Origin of the sequence: Chryseobacterium paridis (assembly GCF_016595215.1) — a bacterium.
GTDB lineage: Bacteria > Bacteroidota > Bacteroidia > Flavobacteriales > Weeksellaceae > Chryseobacterium > Chryseobacterium paridis.
In genome coordinates this window covers 811,441-832,903 of the sequence record NZ_JAENHK010000010.1, presented here as the reverse complement: position 1 = coordinate 832,903, position 21,463 = coordinate 811,441, and the positions used below count along the sequence as shown (strand labels likewise).

19 protein-coding genes are annotated in these 21,463 nt (G+C 36.9%); 6 read left to right on the top strand and 13 right to left on the bottom strand.

Going from position 1 to position 21,463, the window contains the following annotated elements; genetic code table 11:
- Window positions 1-546: 546 nt before the first annotated feature.
- The 7 genes from JHL15_RS13210 to JHL15_RS13180 form a co-directional block, all read right to left on the bottom strand.
- On the bottom strand, window positions 547-1,041 hold the full coding sequence (locus tag JHL15_RS13210; protein WP_200246419.1) for a GNAT family N-acetyltransferase: 495 nt from the start codon (window positions 1,039-1,041) through the stop codon (window positions 547-549).
- Window positions 1,042-1,298: 257 nt separating this feature from the next.
- Complete coding sequence (locus JHL15_RS13205) at window positions 1,299-2,267, bottom strand: alpha/beta hydrolase family esterase (RefSeq protein WP_200246418.1); 969 nt, start codon at window positions 2,265-2,267, stop codon at window positions 1,299-1,301.
- Between the two features lie 53 nt (window positions 2,268-2,320).
- Window positions 2,321-3,586, bottom strand: coding sequence for an NAD(P)/FAD-dependent oxidoreductase (locus JHL15_RS13200; protein ID WP_200246416.1), 1,266 nt, complete (start codon window positions 3,584-3,586; stop codon window positions 2,321-2,323).
- A gap of 8 nt (window positions 3,587-3,594) precedes the next feature.
- Window positions 3,595-4,593, bottom strand: coding sequence for a 4-hydroxyproline epimerase (locus tag JHL15_RS13195; protein ID WP_200246414.1), 999 nt, complete (start codon window positions 4,591-4,593; stop codon window positions 3,595-3,597).
- 3 nt (window positions 4,594-4,596) lie between these two features.
- A complete protein-coding gene (locus tag JHL15_RS13190; protein WP_234047769.1) occupies window positions 4,597-6,090 on the bottom strand; it encodes an aldehyde dehydrogenase (NADP(+)) in 1,494 nt (497 codons plus the stop codon).
- Between the two features lie 4 nt (window positions 6,091-6,094).
- Complete coding sequence (locus tag JHL15_RS13185; protein WP_200246412.1) at window positions 6,095-7,000, bottom strand: dihydrodipicolinate synthase family protein; 906 nt, start codon at window positions 6,998-7,000, stop codon at window positions 6,095-6,097.
- 93 nt (window positions 7,001-7,093) lie between these two features.
- On the bottom strand, window positions 7,094-7,972 hold the full coding sequence (locus JHL15_RS13180) for a helix-turn-helix domain-containing protein (RefSeq protein WP_200246410.1): 879 nt from the start codon (window positions 7,970-7,972) through the stop codon (window positions 7,094-7,096).
- A 183-nt stretch (window positions 7,973-8,155) separates the two neighbouring features.
- On the opposite strand from JHL15_RS13180, the gene JHL15_RS13175 reads away from it, so the two are divergent.
- The 3 genes from JHL15_RS13175 (at window position 8,156) to JHL15_RS13165 (ending at window position 12,371) form a co-directional block, all read left to right on the top strand.
- The gene (locus tag JHL15_RS13175) at window positions 8,156-9,550 is read left to right on the top strand and encodes an aminopeptidase P family protein (protein ID WP_200246408.1); all 1,395 of its coding nucleotides are present in this window, start codon (window positions 8,156-8,158) and stop codon (window positions 9,548-9,550) included.
- Window positions 9,551-9,563: 13 nt separating this feature from the next.
- A complete protein-coding gene (locus JHL15_RS13170; protein WP_200246406.1) occupies window positions 9,564-11,735 on the top strand; it encodes a S9 family peptidase in 2,172 nt (723 codons plus the stop codon).
- 201 nt (window positions 11,736-11,936) lie between these two features.
- The gene (locus tag JHL15_RS13165; RefSeq protein WP_200246404.1) at window positions 11,937-12,371 is read left to right on the top strand and encodes a carboxymuconolactone decarboxylase family protein; all 435 of its coding nucleotides are present in this window, start codon (window positions 11,937-11,939) and stop codon (window positions 12,369-12,371) included.
- Window positions 12,372-12,502: 131 nt separating this feature from the next.
- Here JHL15_RS13165 and JHL15_RS13160 read toward each other — a convergent pair whose 3' ends face one another.
- Window positions 12,503-12,928, bottom strand: a complete 426-nt coding sequence (locus tag JHL15_RS13160; protein WP_200246402.1) for a lipocalin-like domain-containing protein — start codon at window positions 12,926-12,928, stop codon at window positions 12,503-12,505.
- A gap of 138 nt (window positions 12,929-13,066) precedes the next feature.
- On the opposite strand from JHL15_RS13160, the gene JHL15_RS13155 reads away from it, so the two are divergent.
- Complete coding sequence (locus JHL15_RS13155) at window positions 13,067-13,672, top strand: DNA-3-methyladenine glycosylase (protein ID WP_200246400.1); 606 nt, start codon at window positions 13,067-13,069, stop codon at window positions 13,670-13,672.
- Window positions 13,673-13,688: 16 nt separating this feature from the next.
- Here the strand turns inward: JHL15_RS13155 and mug are convergent, their stop codons facing one another.
- From mug to JHL15_RS13140, 3 genes are all read right to left on the bottom strand, one after another.
- Window positions 13,689-14,192: a G/U mismatch-specific DNA glycosylase gene (gene mug / locus JHL15_RS13150; protein ID WP_200246398.1), complete on the bottom strand. Its 504-nt coding sequence runs from the start codon at window positions 14,190-14,192 to the stop codon at window positions 13,689-13,691.
- A gap of 163 nt (window positions 14,193-14,355) precedes the next feature.
- Window positions 14,356-15,192 carry an SDR family NAD(P)-dependent oxidoreductase gene (locus JHL15_RS13145; protein ID WP_200246396.1) on the bottom strand — a complete coding sequence of 279 codons (837 nt, stop codon included), beginning with the start codon at window positions 15,190-15,192 and terminating at the stop codon, window positions 14,356-14,358.
- Between the two features lie 75 nt (window positions 15,193-15,267).
- Window positions 15,268-16,173 (bottom strand): helix-turn-helix domain-containing protein, encoded by a 906-nt coding sequence (locus JHL15_RS13140; RefSeq protein WP_200246394.1) that lies wholly within the window; start codon window positions 16,171-16,173, stop codon window positions 15,268-15,270.
- A gap of 372 nt (window positions 16,174-16,545) precedes the next feature.
- Here JHL15_RS13140 and JHL15_RS13135 point away from each other — a divergent pair, with 372 nt between their 5' ends.
- The gene (locus JHL15_RS13135) at window positions 16,546-16,863 is read left to right on the top strand and encodes a DMT family transporter (RefSeq protein WP_200246392.1); all 318 of its coding nucleotides are present in this window, start codon (window positions 16,546-16,548) and stop codon (window positions 16,861-16,863) included.
- 285 nt (window positions 16,864-17,148) lie between these two features.
- Entirely contained in the window at window positions 17,149-20,040 is a 2,892-nt protein-coding gene (locus JHL15_RS13130) for an AsmA-like C-terminal region-containing protein (protein WP_200246391.1), read from the top strand.
- Between the two features lie 68 nt (window positions 20,041-20,108).
- On the opposite strand, the gene JHL15_RS13125 is transcribed toward JHL15_RS13130, so the two are convergent.
- Together JHL15_RS13125 and xth are read right to left on the bottom strand one after the other, a co-directional pair.
- The gene (locus tag JHL15_RS13125; RefSeq protein WP_200246389.1) at window positions 20,109-20,528 is read right to left on the bottom strand and encodes a hypothetical protein; all 420 of its coding nucleotides are present in this window, start codon (window positions 20,526-20,528) and stop codon (window positions 20,109-20,111) included.
- 79 nt (window positions 20,529-20,607) lie between these two features.
- Window positions 20,608-21,387: an exodeoxyribonuclease III gene (gene xth / locus JHL15_RS13120; protein ID WP_200246388.1), complete on the bottom strand. Its 780-nt coding sequence runs from the start codon at window positions 21,385-21,387 to the stop codon at window positions 20,608-20,610.
- Window positions 21,388-21,463: the final 76 nt, after the last annotated feature.

The window sequence follows — 21,463 nt, the reverse complement described above, 5'->3', positions numbered from 1 at the left end:
TAAGTATTTTAGATTCTTCACTTCGCATACGCTTCGTTCTGAATGACAAGTGTGATGATTAGAATGAGTGAGATGAAAATCGAAGATTTTTAAGAAGCTTATGTGTACTTCATTATGCAGCAATATAATAAACTTTCTTACATGTTCTAAAGTGTTTAAAACTTTTGTGACTTTTGTGGTTGAAAAAACTCATGTAGATTTGCTTTATTTATCTCTCGCGGATTGAGCAGATCGAGCAGATTTTTAAATTTTTATCGGAGATAAAATGCTTGTGCTTTAAATACATAATACTTTAAAAAAATAGCGTCTTTGCGATTAAGTATTTTAGATTCTTCACTTCGCATACGCTTCGTTCTGAATGACAAGTGTGATGATTAGAATGAGTGAGATGAAAATCGAAGATTTTTAAGAAGCTTATGTGTACTTCATTATGCAGCAATATGATAAACTTTCTTACATGTTCTAAAGTGTTTAAAAAAACTTTTGTGACTTTTGTGGTTTAACTTTAACCACAGATTACTCGGATTTGCACAGATGTCTTATGGTTTAACTTTTCTGCAATATAAAATAGGCCAATTCTTCATCTTCCCTCAATAAGTTTTCAACCCTTTCAAAGCCATTTTTAGCTAGAACTTTTTGTGATCCGACATTATCCAGATCAGTTACTGCAACCACATCTTTAGTTTCGCTTAATGAAAGACAATATTCAACAAGTGCTTTGCATACGATGGTTGCTACACCTTTTCCCCAGTAATTTTCTCCGAGTACATACCCTATTTCTGTTTGTTCTGGATTATCTACAAAGATTCTGGCAACAGCCATTCCTATAAAGTCGTTATTTTCGGCGTTAAAAATTCCCCATCTGCTCAGTGGACCTTCTTTATAAAATAACAATGCTTTTTCAAACATTTCTATATACTCCTCATGAGTCTTACGAGGCAGAAAACTGGTAACATTTTTATTCTCAAAAAGAGAAAGGAATATAGATAATTCCTGAGGTACAAATTCACGTATGATGATGGTGTCGTTTTTATAGTGCATAAGAGTAATAGGTTATGATAATTCAATTTTGAAGATTATAAAATTACATAAATAACCGTAAAAAGGATAATAAAATTAATGACATTAATCAGAAAAGGCTCAATGCCATTGTTGGTCATTAAGCCTTATCAACATTCAACTATATACTTATTATTTTTTATAGACCACCCCGTCAAATCTTTGATTTGCCACCCCTCCGATGGAGGGGAATTTTAGGTTGTTTTAAATGGTGGTACTTTGTTTCAGAAATAAGTCAATTAAAAAGTTTTGAACCAATCTGTTACTGCCTTAAAATAATAATCTGGTGGTTGGTGGCCTAAAAGCGTGCCTCCACCGGAATATTGTCCGGTTTTATAAAGGGTAAGTTTTACAGCTGCTGTACCCCCACCATAGGTCTTTGTAACATCAGTACTGCTTCCAATGGGTGTAGACATGGGGTTGCTGCTTGTTCCGTTTTTCAGTCTCCAGAAATCAGCTTGCTGTATTCCAAAGAGTCCGTTAGGACTGGTGTTACCAAAATGATCGTCATTAAGCCCAAAGAAGACCCACACGGCAGTGTTTCCGTGATAATTTGAATTAGCAACATAATTACCATTGCTATTTTCAAACCAAAATGGTCTATTGGATGCAATTGGAGCGATAGCTTTGAATACTCCATTTAAGAAATAAGCTGTAACATTGGTCATATCACCACCCCAGGAATGTCCGGTAGCAAAAATACGATTGTTATCAATGGTATACTCATTTTTGATCAACGCAAGAAGTTCTTTTGTGAATTGAATATCATGCATTCCTCCATATTGTCCGGCATAGCTTCCAAGAGCCCAGCCTGTTCCGTTCCCCCATATATATTTCTGATCAGGATAAACGAAAATAGTATTGTCCATTAATTTTTCCAGTCCGGGAGTGTTGGAATTCCAGCCTTGTCCCATCCATTCATGCATAAATTCTCCGGTCGAATCTGTTCCCGCAAAAACGAAAACCAAACGGTATTTTTTAGCATCGTCATAATCTTCAGGAACCGAAATATAGTAACTTCTCTCTCCACCTGCTTCAGGTGAAAAAGTGTATTCTCTCTGTTCGCCGATTAAAGAAACATTCTTAGCCATAGTTTTAGATTTTGCCTGTGGCTGGTCTGCTATGGTCTCCAATTCTTTGCTTTCACATGAATAGCAAAGCAGGAAATTGAGTAATAATAGCATCATTGTGATAGGTGTTGTTTTCATTGTTAATAATTATTTATGGTGTGATTATGATATAAAAATTTAAAATGTAATTTTTAGCTAAATCTCTCAGGGTTGAATTTGCTGATATCGGCTGCTGGTTTCTGCCCATTGGCGATTTCAGAAACTGTTTTTCCAAAAACAGGTCCAAGACTGAGCCCCATCATTCCGCCGCCGCCTGCAATAATTAAATTTTCAAGTTTTGAAGATCGCCCTAAATAAGGAAGTCCATCCGGAGCGCAGGGTCTGTATCCAAACCATACGTCGGATTCTTTTGGTATTTGTACCTGAAAGTCCGGCATATATTTAGGAATTGACTGTACAATACCTTCTACCCGGTTCATGTTCTTTTTATCACGATGAGGTGCTAGTTCCATGGTACCTCCAAAGCGTATTTGTCCTCCCATTGGTGTTACTGCTACTCTGGCTTCCAGTAATAATGCAGCGTGTTCCAGTTTGTTGGATGGATTTTCTGGTTGATGCATGAATGAATATCCTTTACCAGGCATTAAATGGATTTTTATATCTGCTTTTTGTGCCAGTTTTGGAAGAAAAGAACCTCCGGTCATTACATACTGATCTGCAGTGAATTTTTTGCCATTTGCAATAATGCCTTTAATGGTTTTTCCTTGTATTTCAAATCCTGTTACCTCATGTTGAGTATAGAAAACAACCCCATTGTTTTTAAGATATGAGATCATCTGACTCATCAGTTTTATAGGATTCATGTGACCATCACACTTATAATTGATTCCCCCAATGACATCCAGCTTAGCATGCGGTTCTAAGCTTTGAATTCCTTTCTGATCAAGAATCTCAACAGGCAGTCCTAATTTCATCGCAGTATGAGCAAGCTCAATTTCTTCTTCAGCGACTTTTTCTGTTTTATAAAGCATAAGGATTCCATTCTGAGTAAGCTCAAAATCAAATTCCTCTTTTTTAGCGAGTTCATTATAAAGATGGCTGCTTGCTAAATTGAGATCCCGGATCACCGATGCAGAACGATCTACGTGCTTTTGATTGGAATGTTTTAAAAATTTCAACCCCCAGGATAGTAGTTGTGGGCTTAGTGAAGGTCTTACATAAAATGGACTCTTACTGTCAAACATCCAACGGATACCTTGTGCTACAACTCCTGGTGCTGCTAAAGGTGTAAAGTGGCTCGGAACGATCATCCCCGCATTGCCATAAGAGCAATTGTTGGACAGATCATTCTGTTCCAGAATTTCTACCTGCCAGCCTTTTTGTAAGAGGTAGTATGCGGAGCTTAATCCTGCGATTCCTGCACCGATAACCAGTGCTTTTCCTTTATCTTGTGTCATTTGTCTGTTTACATAACCTGAAATCCTAACCAGTAAGGATCTTCGTCGTCAATAATAATATGATTATACCCTGTAATTCTTGCCCAGCCTTCAACTGAAGGGATAATGGCTGGTTTTTCGGCAACGGTTCCGGTTCCTTCGATCCGGCCTATAAACTGGGATCCGATATAACTTTCGTGAATGAATTCCTCTCCTTCTTTTAGTTTTCCTTTAGCATACCATTGCGCCATTCTTGCGGAAGTTCCCGTACCACAAGGAGAACGATCCAGAGCATTTTCACCTACAAGGACAGCGTTACGTCCACTTGCTTTAGGATCTGCAGGCTTACCTGTCCATTGGATGTGGCTCAACCCTGTAATGTTTTCGTCTTCAGGATGAATGAAGCTGTATCTTTCGTTTAAGAGCTTTCTGATCATTTTTCCATAATGGATTAACTGACTGGCGGTAAAATCTGAGATATCTCTGAAGTTTTCCTGAGGATCAATAATGCCATAAAAGTTTCCACCATAGGCTACGTCTACTTTTATAGGTCCTAAATCAGGACAGTCTACTTCCAGATCTTCGGCATACAGAAAAGATTTTACATTCGTTAGTTTTACCGATTTTACTTTCTTTCCTTCCTGAACATAATCAATAAGAATAAGGCCAGCGGGAGTTTCCAGTCGTAATTTCCCAGGAATCTTTGGAATAACCAAGCCTTCTTCTATAGCGATGGTGACTGTTCCGATTGTTCCATGCCCGCACATGGGAAGGCATCCACTGGTTTCAATATATAAAACGCCGACATCATTAGCTTCCTCAATGGGTGGATAAAGGATACTGCCACTCATCATATCGTGCCCCCTTGGCTCAAACATCAATCCTTTTCGAATCCAGTCATATTCTTTCATAAAATGAAGCCGGCGTTCCATCATCGAATTCCCCTTCAGGATGGGACCGCCACCTGCAACAAGGCGTACGGGGCAGCCACAAGTATGGGAATCGATACAAAAAAATGTTCTGTTCATCTGTTATAATTTTAATGATCCTGAATGAATTTCTCCATCAACAATTCTGTGAATTTGTAGTGAATTTTCATTCTTTAATTCTTCTGGTAGAAACTCATCCGGCCAGTTCTGAAAAGAGATCGGACGGACAAATCGTTTCACTGCATCCGCTCCTACTGATGTAAAACGAGCATCTGTGGTGGATGGAAAAGGTCCTCCGTGCTGCATGGCATAAACAACTTCCACACCCGTTGGCATTCCGTTGAATAATAATCTTCCACATTTGTCTTTTAAAAGATTAATCACATCAGAATTTTCACGTGCATCTTCAACTGTAGCTGCTACGGTTATGGTCAATTGTCCCTTTAACTGGTGGGCGATTTGAATAATCTCCTCATGATTCTCACATTCGACAACGATACCAAAAGGCCCGAAAACTTCTTCACTTAAAACATGGTTGTTAATGAAATTGCTGCCAGTGGTTTGTATCACACTTGCACGTCCTTGCCATTCCTGGGCTTCTGTGTGAGATTCAGCAATAAGATGAACCTCTGGTTGTATGGAAGCTGCTCTTTTGTGTTTTTCAAAATTTTCAAAAATTCCTTTATGAAGCATGTTGACAGGAGTAATCCCTGAAATATCTTTTTTTAGTGCATTGACAAATCTATTCAACCCCTCTCCTTTCAACGCTATAAATACACCAGGATTGGTACAGAACTGTCCTACTCCTAATGTTAATGAAGATGCATATTCTTTTGCAAGTTCTTCTGTTCTACTTTCCAGCGCATTTTTAAAAGCAAAAACAGGATTGATGCTTCCCATTTCTGCAAATACAGGAATAGGTTCCTCGCGCTGATTGGCGAGATCAAATAAAGCTTTTCCACCAGCAAATGAACCTGTAAAAGCAACAGCCTTGATCTCTTTATGTTGAGTCAAATAAGCTCCAATATCATTAGATATTCCTGTAATGTGGCTGAATATACCTTCCGGCCATTCTTGTTTCTTTACCACTTCAGTAATAGCCTCTGCCATGATCTGCGAAGTTTTGGGATGTGCGGGATGTGCTTTTATAATAACAGGATTTCCTGCACCTATTGCACTGGCAGTATCTCCTCCTGCAGTAGAAAATGCAAATGGAAAGTTACTGGCTCCAAAAACCACTACAGGACCTAATCCTATATTGTATTTTCTCAGGTCTCCTTTCTGTTTGTCCGGTTGAGGAAGATCAATTCTTGGTTCGGCATAGATCCCTGTTGCTACTGCTTTAGCATAATCTCTCCATTGTCCTATTGTTCTGGCCTTTTCACCTGCAAGTCTGGCCATAGGTAATGACGTCTCAGCATGTGCTGTCTCTAGAAGTTCATCTCCTAGAGATTCAATTTTATCTGCTATAGCGTTCATTAACGCCGCACGTTCCTTTATCGTTGAGTTCTTCAGAAACTGATACGCCTCAGTTGCCTTCTGAATTTTCCGATCAATAGTTTCTTTTGATGTTTCTTCAATCATAACTGTATTCATGATATTAATCTAATGAAGGACGATTCGCTATTCCATCTGCAATAATTGTATTGATTCTTTCAGCTTCTTCGCCTTGAAGTTCCAATCTTGGAGCTCTTACATAAGGATTGCTTATCCCTTCTGCGGTTGCTGCAAGTTTGATGTATTGAATAAGTTTAGGATGAATATCCAATTCCAGTAAAGGCATGAACCATCTGTAAATTACGATTGCTTTATGATATTCTCCTGTTTTACTGTAATTGTACATGGCGATGGTTTCCTTTGGAAAGGCATCTACCAAACCTGCCACAAGACCATCAGCACCAAGCATTAGGGTTTCCAGGCAAATGGTATCTACTCCACCAAGAATTTTAATTCTTTTGCCAAAACGGTTGATCATTCTGGTAACATTGGCCAGATCTCTTGTAGATTCTTTAACGGCCTGTATTGTAGGATAAGCGATAAGCTCTTCAAACATATCAAGCGTTACATAAATTCCGTAATCAACCGGATTATTATAAATAAGAATGGGAAGATCAGTTGCAGTTGCTACAGCTTTAAAATATTCTACGACTTCACGGCTGTCCGCTTTATATCTCATAGGAGGAAGCAGCATCAACCCATCTGCACCTAATTCTTTAGCCTTCTTCGCAAAGTTGATTGCATTTTTTGTAGTATTCTCTGAAAGGTTCAGAATAACAGGGATTCTTCCGGCTGTAACCTTTTTTGCAAATTTCAACAGCTCAAATTTTTCTTCTGTTTCTAAAGCGCTTGCCTCTCCCAATGTTCCGGCTAATATGATTCCATGGACACCCGCTTCAATCTGGGCTTCTGTATTTTTAGTAAACATTTCAAAATCTATTTCTCCTTCTTTTGTAAAAGGAGTTAATACTGCAGGATAAATACCTTCCCAGTTTAGTTTTGTACTCATATAAAATTATGTTTCTTCAAAACTAGTAGAATTTCAAATCTATAAATGTTAATATTTTAATAGATTATAACCGTATTTTAACATGGTGTTTTTTTAATCCAAAATGGTATCCTTATACCGCTTAAGATATTCTTTGGGAGAATATTTCATAATAGATTTAAAAACCCGGTTAAAATTGGTCAGGCTCGTAAAACCACTGTTAAAAGCTACTGAAGAGATGTTATACATGGTGGAAGAAGTCAGCAGTTTGCATGCACGTTGTACCCGTAATTCATTGAGGAATTCAATATAAGTAATTCCGGTCCGCTTTTTAAAAGAGCGGCAAAAAGCCTGTGGAGTCATACATGCTTCCTTCGCAATACGATCAAGAGTCAGCTTATTCTGGGCAAAATTTTTCCTGATATAGTTTTGGGCATCTATGATGCGTTGGTCATAATTGGAAATCTCAACAGGCATATTTTTTTCTGCGGATAATGGAATGTGTAGATTTCTGTTTTGCATCAGATGAGTCAGGATCTTTATAAAACTCAGAATCTGATCTATACCCTTTGATTTTTTCAATTCGTTGATGCTGATGCTTATCTCGGCCTTTACTTCGGAAGCGATCTGGAAGCCCACTTCAGAGTGATCCATAAAATGTTTCAGTTCTTCAAATTCAGGCAGATTGAAAATGGGAGATAATTTTTTATGGGGATCAAAAAAGATGGATACGGCATGAACTTTTTGTTTTTCTCCTTTATTAAAACCTCCTTTGAAAACGTGTGACTGATTGGCTCCGATATAGAAAATATCACCCGCTTCAAAAGCAAAAAGGTTTTGTTCTATGGCTAATGTTCCATGTCCTTCAATGATCCACATGATCTGGACTTCGGTATGCCGATGGAAATGCGGATAGAAATTGGGCATGATGTCCTCCTGGATACGGATGCTTTTGCTGGTATCAGCAGGAACTGAAAACTGAAGACTTTTCATATAAGATCAGAATTTGATGATGAAAGGATGTGATGTTAAAATATTGCCGAATTTAAGCAAAATATAAACACTGGATATCATATTAAAATCCAAACTTTACCAGCTATTTATTTTTTGTGAGCAAACCCTTTAGAAATATAACAAAATTGTAACTTTAAACCTTATCAAAATTATATGCATCATATGTTTTCAGCACAGACTTATCAGGATAGACGAACTGTATTAAAAAGCAGTATAAGCAGCGGAATTCTATTGTTTTTAGGAAATATAGAGAACCCTGTCAACTTTGAACATAATCCTTATTATTTCCGCCAGGATAGTACTTTTTTGTATTATTTTGGAATTCAGGAACCTCGTATTGCAGCAATCATTGATATCGATGAAAATAAAACAATCATTTTCGGAGACGAACTAAGTATCGATGATATCGTATGGATGGGGAGACAGGAAACTTTGAAAGAGAAAAGCCTGAAATCAGGAGTATCAGAAACTTTACCTTACGCGGAACTTCCCAAATACATTCTGAAGGCAAAATCCGCTAACAGAAAAGTGCATTACCTTCCACCATACCAGTCTTCCAATAAGATTTTGCTAAGTGATCTTTTAGGAATTAAAATAGCAGAACTACAGCCTTCTGTGGAAATGATCAAGGCAATTGTGAAACAGCGTTCTGTAAAGGAAGCTCAAGAGATCGTTCAGATAGAACAGGCTGTGAATGTGTCCAATGAAATGCATTTATTGGCTATGCTTACTGCAAAGCCAGGCATTAAAGAATATGAAATAGCAAATGCTATCCAGCATCTTGCAGGAAATAAAGAATGTGGGATGTCCTATCCTCCGATCGTAACGATAAATGGAGGAATTCTCCATAATCACTACCGTCTCAATACTTTGAAAAATGGAGATCTTTTCCTGAATGATTCAGGAGCTGAAACAGCAATGGGATATGCAGGTGATTTAACAAGAACATTCCCTGTGAGTTCAACTTTCAGCACCCAACAAAAGGAGATTTATGAAGTCGTTCTAAATGCTTTTGAAAATGCTCAACGTCTTTTAAAACCTGGAATGAAATTCAAGGATATCCATTTAAAAGCTTCTCAACATCTGGTAGAAGGGCTTGTTGATCTGGGATTAATGAAAGGAAATCCGAAAGAAGCAGTTCAAAACCATGCTCATACCCTATTTTTCCAATGCGGATTAGGACATATGATGGGTCTCGATGTTCATGATATGGAGGATCTTGGAGAACAATATGTAGGATATACTGAGGAAGAACCAAAGGATACAAAAACATTTGGACTTAAGTCCCTGCGCTTAGGGAAAGCTTTAGAATCTGGGTTTGTTGTAACAGTTGAACCCGGTATTTACATGATTCCGGAATTGATCGATATCTGGCAGGCTGAAAATAAGAATGCAGAATTTATTAATTATGATAAAGTTAATGAGTACCGGAATTTTGGAGGCGTACGCATTGAAGATGATTTCCTGATCACCAATGATGGATACCGACTTTTAGGGAACGGATTGATTAAAACCGTTGAAGAAATTGAGAATTACAGAAAAGAACATTTATCTTAATCAAATACTTTATATGAGAAGCATAAAAAAACTAATTAACATTGCGTTGTGTTTCCTGTCTTTGTCACCTTTGGTTGCGCAAAAGACACAATGGACTCCTGATGGCAATGCTTATTATTCATTTACCAAAAACGGAATTGAAATCGTTGACTTATTGAATCCCGGAAAAAATCAAACTTTTTTAAATACCAAAGAATTAGTTCCTTCAGGAAGTTCTTCGGCTTTAGATGTACAGAGTTTTCAGGTATCTCCGGATGAGAAAAGCTTATTACTTTTTGCCAATACTCAAAAAGTATGGAGAGATAACACACGTGGGGATTACTGGATTTTTGATAAAAACACGAAGAAGCTTACCCAACTTGGAAAAGGGTTACCAGCATCTTCTCTAATGTTTGCCAAGTTCTCTCCTGATGGTAAAAAAGTTGCTTACGTTTCCAAGCATAATATTTATATCGAGGATCTTTCCAACAGTAAGTACAGTAAAATTACAAGCGACGGAACAGACCGGATCATTAATGGTACTTTCGACTGGGCTTATGAAGAAGAATTCGGAACGCAGGATGGTTTCAGATGGTCTCCGGATGGAAGTAAGATCGCGTACTGGAAACTGGACGCACGCAGCACTAAAAATTTCCTGATGATCAATAATACGGATAGTTTATATTCATTTACCATTCCTGTAGAATATCCTAAAGTTGGAGAAAATCCTTCGGGCTGCAGCATCTGGTTGTATGATGTAGCATCCAAATCTACAAAGAAGGCTAATATAGCAGGAGATGAAGTACAAAACTATATTCCCAGAATGGAATGGGTACTGGATTCCAAATCCGTTATTTTGCAACAGCTGAACAGAAAACAAAATCAAAGTAAAATTATTGTAGCAGATGCCAATTCAGGGAGCAGTAAAACAATCTATACAGAAACGGATCCCGCATGGATCGATATCAAATCCCGTTGGAATGACAATGATCCTAGTGGATGGGATTGGATCAATAATGGTAAAGAATTTTTGTGGTTATCTGAAAAAGACGGTTGGAGGCATATCTATAAAATAGACATGAACGGAAAAGAAACGCTGATCACGAAAGATGATTTTGATGTTATAAAACCAGAGTTTTTTGATGTTCCTAACAAACTGATTTATTTTTTAGCCTCACCTAAAAATGCCACTCAGGAATATTTGTACAAAGTGAGCATGAATGGAGGGAAAGCTGACAGGGTAACCCCGGAAGCTTATCCAGGTTCTAATAAATATGCAATATCACCGAACGGAAAATTGGCGATGTTTAATAATACCAGTGTAAATGCGCGTTCAGCGGGTATGGTTATATCGCTTCCGGATCATAAGGAATTGGTAGCTGCAAAAAATTCTGTAAAAGCTGATCCTTCAAAACCTAAAGCAGAATTTTTCCAGATTACAACGGAGGATGGAGTCACTATGGATGGATGGGTGGTAAAACCTAAGAATTTTGATCCGAATAAAAAATATCCGATTGTCTTTACAGTGTATGGAGAACCTGGATCACAAACCGTAACGGATAACTTCTATACGGGTTGGAATGGCTTATACATTGGTGATATGGCTCAGGATGGATATTTGTATGTTTCACTTGAAAACCGTGGAACTCCTGCTCCCAAAGGACGTGAATGGAGAAAATCTGTTTATCGTAAAATAGGACAGCTTAACATTCGTGATCAGGCAATGGGAGCTAAAGCTTTATTTGCAAAATGGCCTTATGTAGATACTTCCAGAGTTGCAGTATGGGGCTGGAGCGGTGGAGGTTCTTCTACCCTAAACCTTTTAGGTCAATATCCGGATATTTATCAGACAGGTATTGCAATTGCTCCTGTGGCTAACCAGTTATTTTATGATAATATCTATCAGGAAAGATATATGGGACTTCCACAGGAAAACAGAGAAGATTTTGTAAATGGTTCTCCACTGGCTTATGCTAAAAATTTAAAAGGAAATCTTTTATTGGTTCATGGAACAGGAGATGATAATGTACATTATCAGAATACAGAGGTATACGTCAATGAGCTGGTAAAATACAACAAACAATTCCAGTTGATGTCTTATCCTAACAGAACGCACTCCATCAGTGAAGGTGAAGGGACTTCGCTTCACCTGGCAACATTGTTTACTCACTATTTAAAAGAACATTGTCCTCCCGGAGGAAAATAAAATACTGAAATCCCACAGCAATGTGGGATTTTTTTATGCATGTAAGTGAGTATGATTAATCTGGACTATCGATCTTTCATTGTCTGGTCACTCATCATCGCTCCTGAAACCTTTAGTTTTGATCTCTCAAATCAACACCCTGATTCTTATGTTGGTAAGGAGTAGTAAAGTGGAAGAATTAATAATACAAAATATAATACAATGTCAACACGTATTAAAATCGATCAGATAGAACCTGGAGGCTATGAAGCAATTGTAGGTCTCGAGAAATTTATAGAAACATTTCCCTTATCACAAATCCATAAGGGGTTGATCAAAATCAGAGCCTCACAAATCAATGGTTGTGCATTCTGCTTAGATAAGCATACGAAAGAAGCCTACCTTGAAGGGGAAACGGAACAACGTGTGTATGCTCTTAATGCTTGGCGCGATACTCCTTTTTTTACTCATGAAGAACGGGTTATATTAGCACTTACTGAAGAAGTAACATTAATAGGGAATCATGTAAAAGATGAGACCTATCAGGAAGCGTTGGAAGCTTTAGGAGAAAGCTATCTGGCGCAAACGATCCTTGCTATTATAACAATTAATGCATGGAACAGAATAGGAATAACAACTCAGATGGTTCCTGCGTAGATGTATCAGATGTAATTTTAAAAAAACTGCTCTAATCGATTGATAAGAGCAGTTTTTAAATTCTTCCCAAAAGATATTTTCATCCCATCTTCTGTTTTAAATAAAATCAGTGATTTAATCATGAGAGTGATCTATTTTCTTTTAAATACGAGTGTCCAGATTCCACGGGTTGTACGGTCCCTGTGAGTTTCGGCGACGCGCATTACCAGTTTCATTGTGGTTTTATCTAACTGCTCTACTTCGAATTTCTTCTCATAGCCAGCCTCGTCGAATAAAAGTAAAGTTTTTTGGTCAGTATCTAGTGAATATGAAAAATACCACTGTCCACCATCGATGATTGAACCATCAGTATTAAACTGCATGATATCATTGCTGCTGAATTTTGAATCCGTTTTTACATCCCGGTTTCCATTAAAGTCATAGGCTTCTCTTGTTGAGGAAACAGGCTGCCACTTCCCTACGATCATTTCTTTGTGAGATTTTTGGGAGAACACATTAGCTGAAATTGTGGTCAGACAAATAATAAAAAGAAGGGAGAATATATTAGATAACTTCATGATGTACTATTTTTATGATTTTGGGTTGTCTACATTGATAGTTCAACAATTCAAATCTAGTGAGAATCTATAGACTGTTAGCAAAATTGGTATTTATATTATTAATTTTGTTGTATTAAATTTTAAAACCCCACTGTTTTGAAACTACCACTCTCCTATTACCAAAACCAGGATGTTATATTTCTTGCTCAAAACCTTTTGGGAAAAGTACTTTTTACGCAAATCGATGATCAGGTAACGGCAGGTGTTATTGTAGAAACAGAAGCTTATTTCGGAGTTATAGATAAAGCTTCTCATGCTTATGGTGGCCGACGTACAGATAGAACCGAAACACTGTATCATGAAGGTGGTATTTCGTATGTTTATTTATGCTATGGTATTCATCATCTTTTTAATATTGTAACTTCAGTACAGCATGAACCTCATGCTGTACTGATAAGGGCAATTGAACCGTTGGTAGGAAAAGAAATTATGGAACACAGACGGAATATGCCAGCTACGAAAGCTGCAATTTCAGCTGGCCCAGGTTCTGCTGCCAAAGCTCTGGGAATTGATCGCTCATTTAATAAAAAAGATTTAACCGGAGAAGAAATCTGGATTGAAGATCAGGGAATTCGATATTCTAATGAGGATATTATAGCATCTCCACGTGTAGGAGTTGCGTATGCCCAGGAAGATGCACTTTTACCATGGAGGTTTTTTGTGAAAGGCAATAAATATGTAAGTAAACCCAACAAGGCTTAACTTTAAAAGTACATTGTTAGCTCGATTGAATTCCAATATAAAGTTCTCCATAAGATACAACAAGATCATCAAGTGTAAATCCCCGATTGAGTCCACTTGGATTGGGCACAACCCAAACCCGGGAGCCGCAAAAATCTTCGGGCTGTAGTCCCCACGGAATTTCCTTTTTCTTTGAAAATGCTTTGTAAGCTGCTTTACCGAGAAAAGCTATGTATTTTGGCTGGAACTCTGTTATTTTTGCTTTAAAAGATTCAAGGGAATTATCAAATTCTTCTTTTGAAAGTTCATCTGCTCGCGATGTCGGTCTTGCTACGGCTGTGGTCAGGCCTAGTCCAAAATCCAGAATTGTAGTATCGTTTACCGCTTCAATCTGATAAGGAGTAAAACCCGACTGGTGCAGGACTTTCCAAAATCGGTTGCTTCTTCCTGAAAAATGATGACCGTCATTTGCTGATTTTAAACCTGGATTGATTCCACAAAAAATAACGGTGAGATTTTTGGCTATAATATCTGTTAGCATTGCTGGATCTGAATTGTAAATTATTGTGTTACAGAGATGAGTTTTTAGAAGACTTTTTACTGTATTTCGCAAGGCAATTTAGATCATTTAAATTCATTTCCCATTTGTTTTTCATAAAAAATCCTCTATTTATTTTATAGAGGATATTGATGAGGAATTCTACTTATGAGGAAAAGTCTGTAGAAAAAGAGAGGTCTTTCCAGGTGTCCATTTCTTCGTTCAGTTGTTCTATTTTGCTTTTGGCTCGGGTAAAAGAATCACTGCCTAAAAATAAATTGATGGCTGGAGACTTACTGTTGATCAATTCTAAAAATACATCTGCTATTTTTTCAGGATCTCCCAGCTGATTCCCGTTCATCGCATTCATTTTTTGGTGTGCCTCCTGAAGGTAGTCATAATCTTCTATCCCATTTTTATTATAAGCTATTGAATCTGTGTTGGCAAAATTTGTTCTGAACCAACCCGGTAAAACATTGGTTACGTTTATTCCCAGTGGCTTAAGATCATTGGCTAATGCTTCAGAAAGACCACTAACGGCAAATTTTGCTGCGCAATACATGGACCAGCCTAACCCCGGTGCGAAACCGGCAATGGATGAAATATTAATAATATGTCCTGATCTTTGTTTTCTCAGATAAGGTAAAGCTTGCTGTATGACTTTAACCACCGCAAAGAAGTTGACTTCAAAATTGTCATTGATTTCTTTAGAAGTAAGTTCTTCCAATGCTCCACCGAGTCCATAACCTGCATTATTGATTACAACATCCAATCCTCCAAATCTTTCATGGGTCTCTTTTAATGATTGCGCTATAGAATTTTCATCTTTCAGGTCAACCTCCAAGGGTAGAAAGTTATCACCATATTGTTGTAAAGATTCAAAAGCAGCAGAAGATCTTGAAGTAGCTGCAACAAAGTGTCCTTTCATTAGCAATTGCTTAGCGATTGAAAGTCCCATTCCTTTTGATGCTCCCGTGATATACCAAATCTTAGTATTTGTCATGATTTCTTTTTTCTACAAAGGTAGATATGGAATCATGCTCTTATTTTGTTGATTAAAAACCATTTTTTGTCAAATTCAAACCTGTCGGAAGGTCGATGGACTTAGAGTGGTTTGTTTTTTAAAGAATTTGTTAAAATGAGCCTGATCTTCAAATCCAAGAACATAACTGATCTCTGCAATATTCCAATTGGTATGTTTTAAAAGAGCTTTTGATTCTGCAGTAAGTTTCTTAAAAATGTGATCAGTAGTTGTAAGACCTGTTGTATTCTTAATAGCTCTGTTGAGAGAATTAACATGAAGTGAAAGTTGATCTGCTATTATTTTTGGGGATCTTAATTCAAACCGTTGTTCCTTGGATTCTATAGGAAATTGTCTTTCAAGTAACTCATTAAATACAGCCGTAATGCGCGAACTAGCATCTGAGTACGGGGAAACATCTTCATTGGGATGCAGTTGCATAGCCAGATAAATCAATTCACTGATATAGCTTTTAATTAATTCATATTTATAGAAGTATTCTGTATCAATTGTTTTATTGATCTTTTCGAAAATCGACTGTATTTCTTTTGACTCTTCAGCAGTGAGTTTAAATACCGGATGCCTTGCTCCTGAAAATAAGGGAAGCTCATTAAGGTTGAGTCGTAATGTATCCTGGAAGAATTCTTCTTTAAAGACACAGAACCATCCACTGCTTTCTGGTTCCAAAGGATCATAAGTGTAAGGCGTTTTAGGGTCAAAAAATAATAAAGTATCCCCTTCAATCGGTATGCTTTTGTCGCTGTAATGAAATGTGTTATTCCCTTTAAAAAGCATGATTTTGTAAAAATTTCTTCGAATGTAGCTTGGTGAACTTATTCCATTAATTACATTTTCTTCAATACTGAAAATATTGAACAGTTCATTATTCTTTCTCAGACCTTCGGGGATCTGTGTAAGCTTATGTTTGTAAAACTCCTCAAGTGATTCTGTCGATTTTCGCATATGACGATGAAGAATGAAAAATATCACCTTAAAGATAAGTTATTCTGCTTACATCTGTAGTGGCAATAAAGTGATAAAATATGACTGACGCTTCATCCTGTTAAAAATACACTTCATATACCGATTTTTCCAGGTCACTTTATTTAATCTATTGAAAATTAGTGTTACCCACTACTTTTACATTGTAAAAATGCTGTACACTTAATTACTCAAAGTTTTCAGTTTTATGATTGGTAAAACATGGTTAAGAATCATTAAAAATCTACAGTAAATTCCTTTTTTGCCGGAAAGGTTAATTCTAAACTTAATCATGTTGGGTAGGGTTGGTATATTCCAATCCTACTTTTTAAAATAACTATAAAATTAAAAAATATGAATTGGATTGCATTAATCATTGCCGGAATATTCGAAATTGGATGGCCTCTGGGCATCAAAATGTCACAGCAGCCGGATGGTAACAAATTCGGATGGATATTTCTTTCTGTTATTTGTATGACTATAAGTGGAGCCTTGCTTTGGTATGCACAAAAAGCAATTCCAATAGGAACGGCTTATGCGGTATGGACAGGAATTGGAGCAGTAGGTACCCTATTAGTCGGAATTGTATTTTTCCATGATTCTGCTAATGTTTTCAGACTACTGTCTGCATTGTTGATCGTAGTTGGGATTGTGGGGCTTAAATTATTTTAAAGCTTTGAGAGTTTTCAATTCCATAAAATTTTAAAAGTACCTATCAGAGGTACTTTTTTGTTAAAGTTATTTTAAACTTTCCTGGTTCTGATTCACTATAATTTCATTCTTTTATGAGATTGTAATTAATTGTTTATAAAAATGTTATGAATATTTTGTAAAGCTTTTGTTTAAATGTAGTAAAAAACACTTTTTCTATAAGTGGCTTGATTTTAGATGGTTGTTAATTATTATTTACTCATAAGAGGAAAATAATATCGAAATCAAAATTATAATACCAATTTTATGGAAAAGTTTACAAAAATAATTTTGAAAGTTTTGAAATGGTTAGGGATTTCTATTGCATTTATTCTATTTCTGATGTTCATCATCCCCATATTATTTCCAGGAACTATTTCCCAGCAGGTAAAAATATTTGCCAATAAACACCTTGCGGGCAAATTGGATTGTAAAAAGACACATCTCTCCTTTTTCAAACATTTCCCTTCGCTTACCGTTTCTGTAGATCAGCTTATCCTGAAAGGTTCAAAGCCTTTTCAGGAAGATACCTTACTTGCTGCTAAAGAAGTGGCAGTAGGAATCAATCTTAAAAACTTGATCTTTGACCGTGAAGTGAAGATTGATGAAATATATGTAACAGATGCCAATGCGAATGTTTTTGTCAACAGTAAAGGGGAAGTCAACTATAATGTTTATGTTTCCAAGCCGTCTGAAAAACCTAAAGACACTACGGAAGAAGGAGCATCTATAAAGCTGGACCTTATCAAATTCAGAAATTGGAATATCAAGTATAATGATCATTCTGCCAGAATATTGGTTGATGCCAAAGGGTTGAATTATACTGGTAAAGGTGGTTTCAGCAAAGATATTTTTGATCTGCAAACCGATCTTGAGATCAATAAAGTAGATTTTGCTCTCAACAGGATCTATTATGCCAAACAGAAAAGCCTGCGTGCAGACCTTATTACCCGGATCAATACGAATGCATTAACCTTTGTATTAAGGAAAAACGAATTAAAGATCAATGACCTGCCCTTAAAATTTACTGGCTCGCTCAGTATTTTGAAAGACGGATATAATCTCGACATCAATGCAGCTTCTGAAAAGACAACCATCCGTGATATGATTTCGGTATTGCCTCCTCAGTATCTGGACTGGGCAAAAGATACTAAAATTGAAGGAAACAGCGATTTGTTTTTCAGCCTGAAAGGAAGATTCAGTGAGCCAAAAAAGCTGAAACCAAGATTGAATGCGAGACTGTTGGTAAAAGATGGATTTGTTTCCAACGGAAAAGCTCCTGTTCCTATGAATAACCTGAATATGGATCTTAATGTGGATCTCCCTTCATTAGATACCGAACAGATGAATTTGAATCTCAGGAATCTGAGTTTTGATTTAGGCAAAAACAATAATTTCAGGGCGGTTGTAAGAACGAAAGGACTCAATGAAATGCAGGTGAATGCTGATGTAAAAGGCGCAGTTGATCTTCAGACCTTGGATCAGGCATTAGGTTTAAAAGATATTGATGTTCGTGGGCTCATGGATACAAATATTAAAGCAAACGGGATCTTCAGTCTGGATAAAAAGTTATTCCCGAAAACAGATGGTTATCTCCACCTGAAAAACGGCTGGCTGAAGACCAAATATTACCCCAACCCTATTCAGAATATCAACCTGATTGCGAACATCAATAATACAGATGGGACGTTTAAAAGCCTTGGAGTGAAATTGGATCCCTTTAGTTTTGATTTTGAAGGAAACCCTGTTTATGTCAATGCTGATTTAAAAGATTTTGAAGATCTGCTTTATAAAGTAAAAGCAAAAGGTGTTTTGAATGTGGGTAGAATTTATAAAGTATTTGCAAAAAAGGGATTTGATGTAAGCGGACTGATTATGGCGGATCTTTCCCTGAACGGACGCCAGAGTTATGCGACTACCGGCCAGTACAGTAAATTGGATAACAAAGGAACTTTAATTCTTAAAAATATAAAGGCGACCACATCCTATCTTCCCAAATCATTTTATATCAAAGAAGGAAATTTTCAGTTTGAGAATGAGAAAATGTGGTTCAGAAAATTTTTTGCTACTTATGGAAAATCAGATTTTGCATTAAACGGATATCTGCTGAATACGATCAACTATTTTATTGAAAGAAAGGGAATCCTACACGGAAAGTTTGGATTAAACTCCAATTATATTCTCATAGATGAGTTTATGGCACTTAAAGATGGGGATAATGCAGATAAATCTATTGAAGTGGAATATGCAAAAGTTGAAAACCCTAAGAGTAGTGGTGTCGTGATTATTCCTAAAAATCTTGATGTCTCTTTAGAGGCACATGCCAAAAAAGTAGAATTTAAAGGACTTGATCTTAATCATCTTAAGGGGCTGGCTTCTGTAAATGCAGGACAGGTATATCTTAAAAATACTTCTTTTGACATCATTGGCAGCCGGATGAATATAGATGCACGTTATCAGGATGAATCTCCATTGACTGCTAATTATGACATTGCACTTAAGGTACAGGATTTTGATGTACAACGGGCTTATAAAGAAATTGATATGGTGCGTGAAATGGTTACTGCTGCAAAAAATGTAAAAGGTATTGTGTCTCTGGATTATAAACTAAAAGGGGATTTTGATAAAAACATGAGACCGATCTATCCTTCTCTGGAAGGTGGCGGGATTGTAAATCTTCGTGATGTAGAAGTAAAAAACCTGAAAATGCTTTCAGTAATTGGTGACAATGTCGGTGCAAATGCTTTCAATAATCCAGATATGAAAGGAGTAAATATCGAGACTGTGATCAAGAATAACCTTATTCACGTTGATAAATTTACATTTAAGGTTTCAGTCCTGAGACCTACCATCAGTGGAACTACAAGTTTTAACGGATTACTTGACCTTAGGGTAAGAGTAGGTCTTCCTCCCGGTGGTTGGATTGGCTTTCCCGTTGTGGTAACAGGAACTCATGATAAACCTAAAATAAAGATCTTCAGTAAAACCGGACAGGGAATTGTTGATGCATTGTATAACACGAAATCGAATAAAGTGATTCGTCAGGAAAGGCGTGCTGAGAAAAAATCGAGAGTACAGCAGCGTAAAGAGAAAGAAGCTCAGGAAAAGAAAGCTGAAAATGCAGAGAAGCAGATCAAAAAAGATCTTAAAGAAAAATAAAAACAGCATCCGTTATTTTCGAATAACGGACGCTGTTTTTAAAGATACCTGATCAACAGGCTTTATTTTTAGATACTATAAATAATTTTTTTGCCTCTTTTCAGGGTATAGCTATCTTTTTCTTTATTAAGATTATAGCTTCCCTTTTTACTTTTATATACGGATGTATTCAGATATTCTATCGTTCTGTTGAGTATAACACTGCCTTTTGCATCAGGCAGAAACAGTTCTGCTTTTTTCTTGTCTTTACTCAAAATGACCACAGCATTGGAAACATAAGATTTTTGAGAATTGGCTTCCTTTAATTGTATTTTTTCTTCAAAAAGCTTTACACAATCATCTTTTAGAACGGAGTATGTATAACCCGCTGAAGCGATACATCCGTGTTTGTCTTTATCCCCACCTTTTGGAGTCATTTTTTGAGCTGATCCTGCAATAGAGAATGTCGCGGTCATGATCACCGCCAGTAATAATTTTGTTTTTTTCATTTGTTTGTATTTTATAAAACGTTTTATAATATTACGAAAAATCTTTTAAATTTTAATGAAAGATCTTTTCTTCTGTGAATTATTTATCTTTTTCTAATTCGATCCATACAGGAGCATGATCACTACTCTTTTCCCAACCCCGAACATGTTTATCAACACCACCAGACTTTAAACCCGATGCTAAATAAGGACTCAATAAAATATGATCAAGCCTGATTCCCGCATTGCGATCGTAAGCTTTATAAAGATAATCCCAAAAAGTATAGATGATTTCATCCGGAAATAAAGAACGGATGGAATCAAGCCACCCTTTTTCTAACAATGCCTGATAGGCTTTTCTTACCTCAATCCTGTACAAGGCATCATTTTCCCATCGTTCAGGTTTGTAGACGTCTATTTCTGTCGGGATAATATTAAAATCTCCGATAATGATGGCAGGAAGATCCATTGTAATGAATTCATCAGTTCTTTTTTTCAGACGTTTAATCCATGATAATTTATAATCGAATTTTGGCCCTGGATAAGGATTTCCATTGGGAAGGTATAAACAGCAAATAACGACCTGATCGATAATCGCTTCAATATAGCGGCTTTGAATATCTTCCGGATCTCCCGGTAAAGCCCTCTGAACTTCTGTAATTTCGTAGCCTTTTGAAAGTATGGCTACTCCATTCCAGCTTTTCTGACCATGCCAGATGGCATTATACCCTGCTGCATTTATTTCCTCTATAGGAAAACTTTCTTGCGGTGCTTTAAGCTCCTGAAGGCAGACAATATCGGGTTGAGATTCCTTTAGCCATTGAAGTAAAATGGGTAAACGGGCTCTGATTCCGTTGACGTTATACGTTGCTATTTTCATGGTAGTATGTGAGTTATAGAGTGTTGTTGAGAGCAAAACCTATTCCATCTAATGAAACAAAGCAGGAACAAGATCT

Excerpts from the sequence above, each read along its gene's own strand:
- JHL15_RS13140 (WP_200246394.1), bottom strand. The coding sequence starts at position 16,173 with ATGCGAAAATCGACAGAATCACTTGAGGAGTTTTACAAACATAAGCTT.
- JHL15_RS13130 (WP_200246391.1), top strand. The coding sequence starts at position 17,149 with ATGGAAAAGTTTACAAAAATAATTTTGAAAGTTTTGAAATGGTTAGGG.
- JHL15_RS13180 (WP_200246410.1), bottom strand. The coding sequence starts at position 7,972 with ATGAAAAGTCTTCAGTTTTCAGTTCCTGCTGATACCAGCAAAAGCATC.
- JHL15_RS13175 (WP_200246408.1), top strand. The coding sequence starts at position 8,156 with ATGTTTTCAGCACAGACTTATCAGGATAGACGAACTGTATTAAAAAGC.
- JHL15_RS13125 (WP_200246389.1), bottom strand. The coding sequence starts at position 20,528 with ATGAAAAAAACAAAATTATTACTGGCGGTGATCATGACCGCGACATTC.
- JHL15_RS13135 (WP_200246392.1), top strand. The coding sequence starts at position 16,546 with ATGAATTGGATTGCATTAATCATTGCCGGAATATTCGAAATTGGATGG.
- JHL15_RS13170 (WP_200246406.1), top strand. The coding sequence starts at position 9,564 with ATGAGAAGCATAAAAAAACTAATTAACATTGCGTTGTGTTTCCTGTCT.
- JHL15_RS13195 (WP_200246414.1), bottom strand. The coding sequence starts at position 4,593 with ATGAACAGAACATTTTTTTGTATCGATTCCCATACTTGTGGCTGCCCC.
- JHL15_RS13160 (WP_200246402.1), bottom strand. The coding sequence starts at position 12,928 with ATGAAGTTATCTAATATATTCTCCCTTCTTTTTATTATTTGTCTGACC.
- JHL15_RS13200 (WP_200246416.1), bottom strand. The coding sequence starts at position 3,586 with ATGACACAAGATAAAGGAAAAGCACTGGTTATCGGTGCAGGAATCGCA.
- JHL15_RS13165 (WP_200246404.1), top strand. The coding sequence starts at position 11,937 with ATGTCAACACGTATTAAAATCGATCAGATAGAACCTGGAGGCTATGAA.
- JHL15_RS13145 (WP_200246396.1), bottom strand. The coding sequence starts at position 15,192 with ATGACAAATACTAAGATTTGGTATATCACGGGAGCATCAAAAGGAATG.
- JHL15_RS13210 (WP_200246419.1), bottom strand. The coding sequence starts at position 1,041 with ATGCACTATAAAAACGACACCATCATCATACGTGAATTTGTACCTCAG.
- xth (WP_200246388.1), bottom strand. The coding sequence starts at position 21,387 with ATGAAAATAGCAACGTATAACGTCAACGGAATCAGAGCCCGTTTACCC.
- JHL15_RS13205 (WP_200246418.1), bottom strand. The coding sequence starts at position 2,267 with ATGAAAACAACACCTATCACAATGATGCTATTATTACTCAATTTCCTG.
- mug (WP_200246398.1), bottom strand. The coding sequence starts at position 14,192 with ATGCTAACAGATATTATAGCCAAAAATCTCACCGTTATTTTTTGTGGA.
- JHL15_RS13190 (WP_234047769.1), bottom strand. The coding sequence starts at position 6,090 with ATGAATACAGTTATGATTGAAGAAACATCAAAAGAAACTATTGATCGG.
- JHL15_RS13185 (WP_200246412.1), bottom strand. The coding sequence starts at position 7,000 with ATGAGTACAAAACTAAACTGGGAAGGTATTTATCCTGCAGTATTAACT.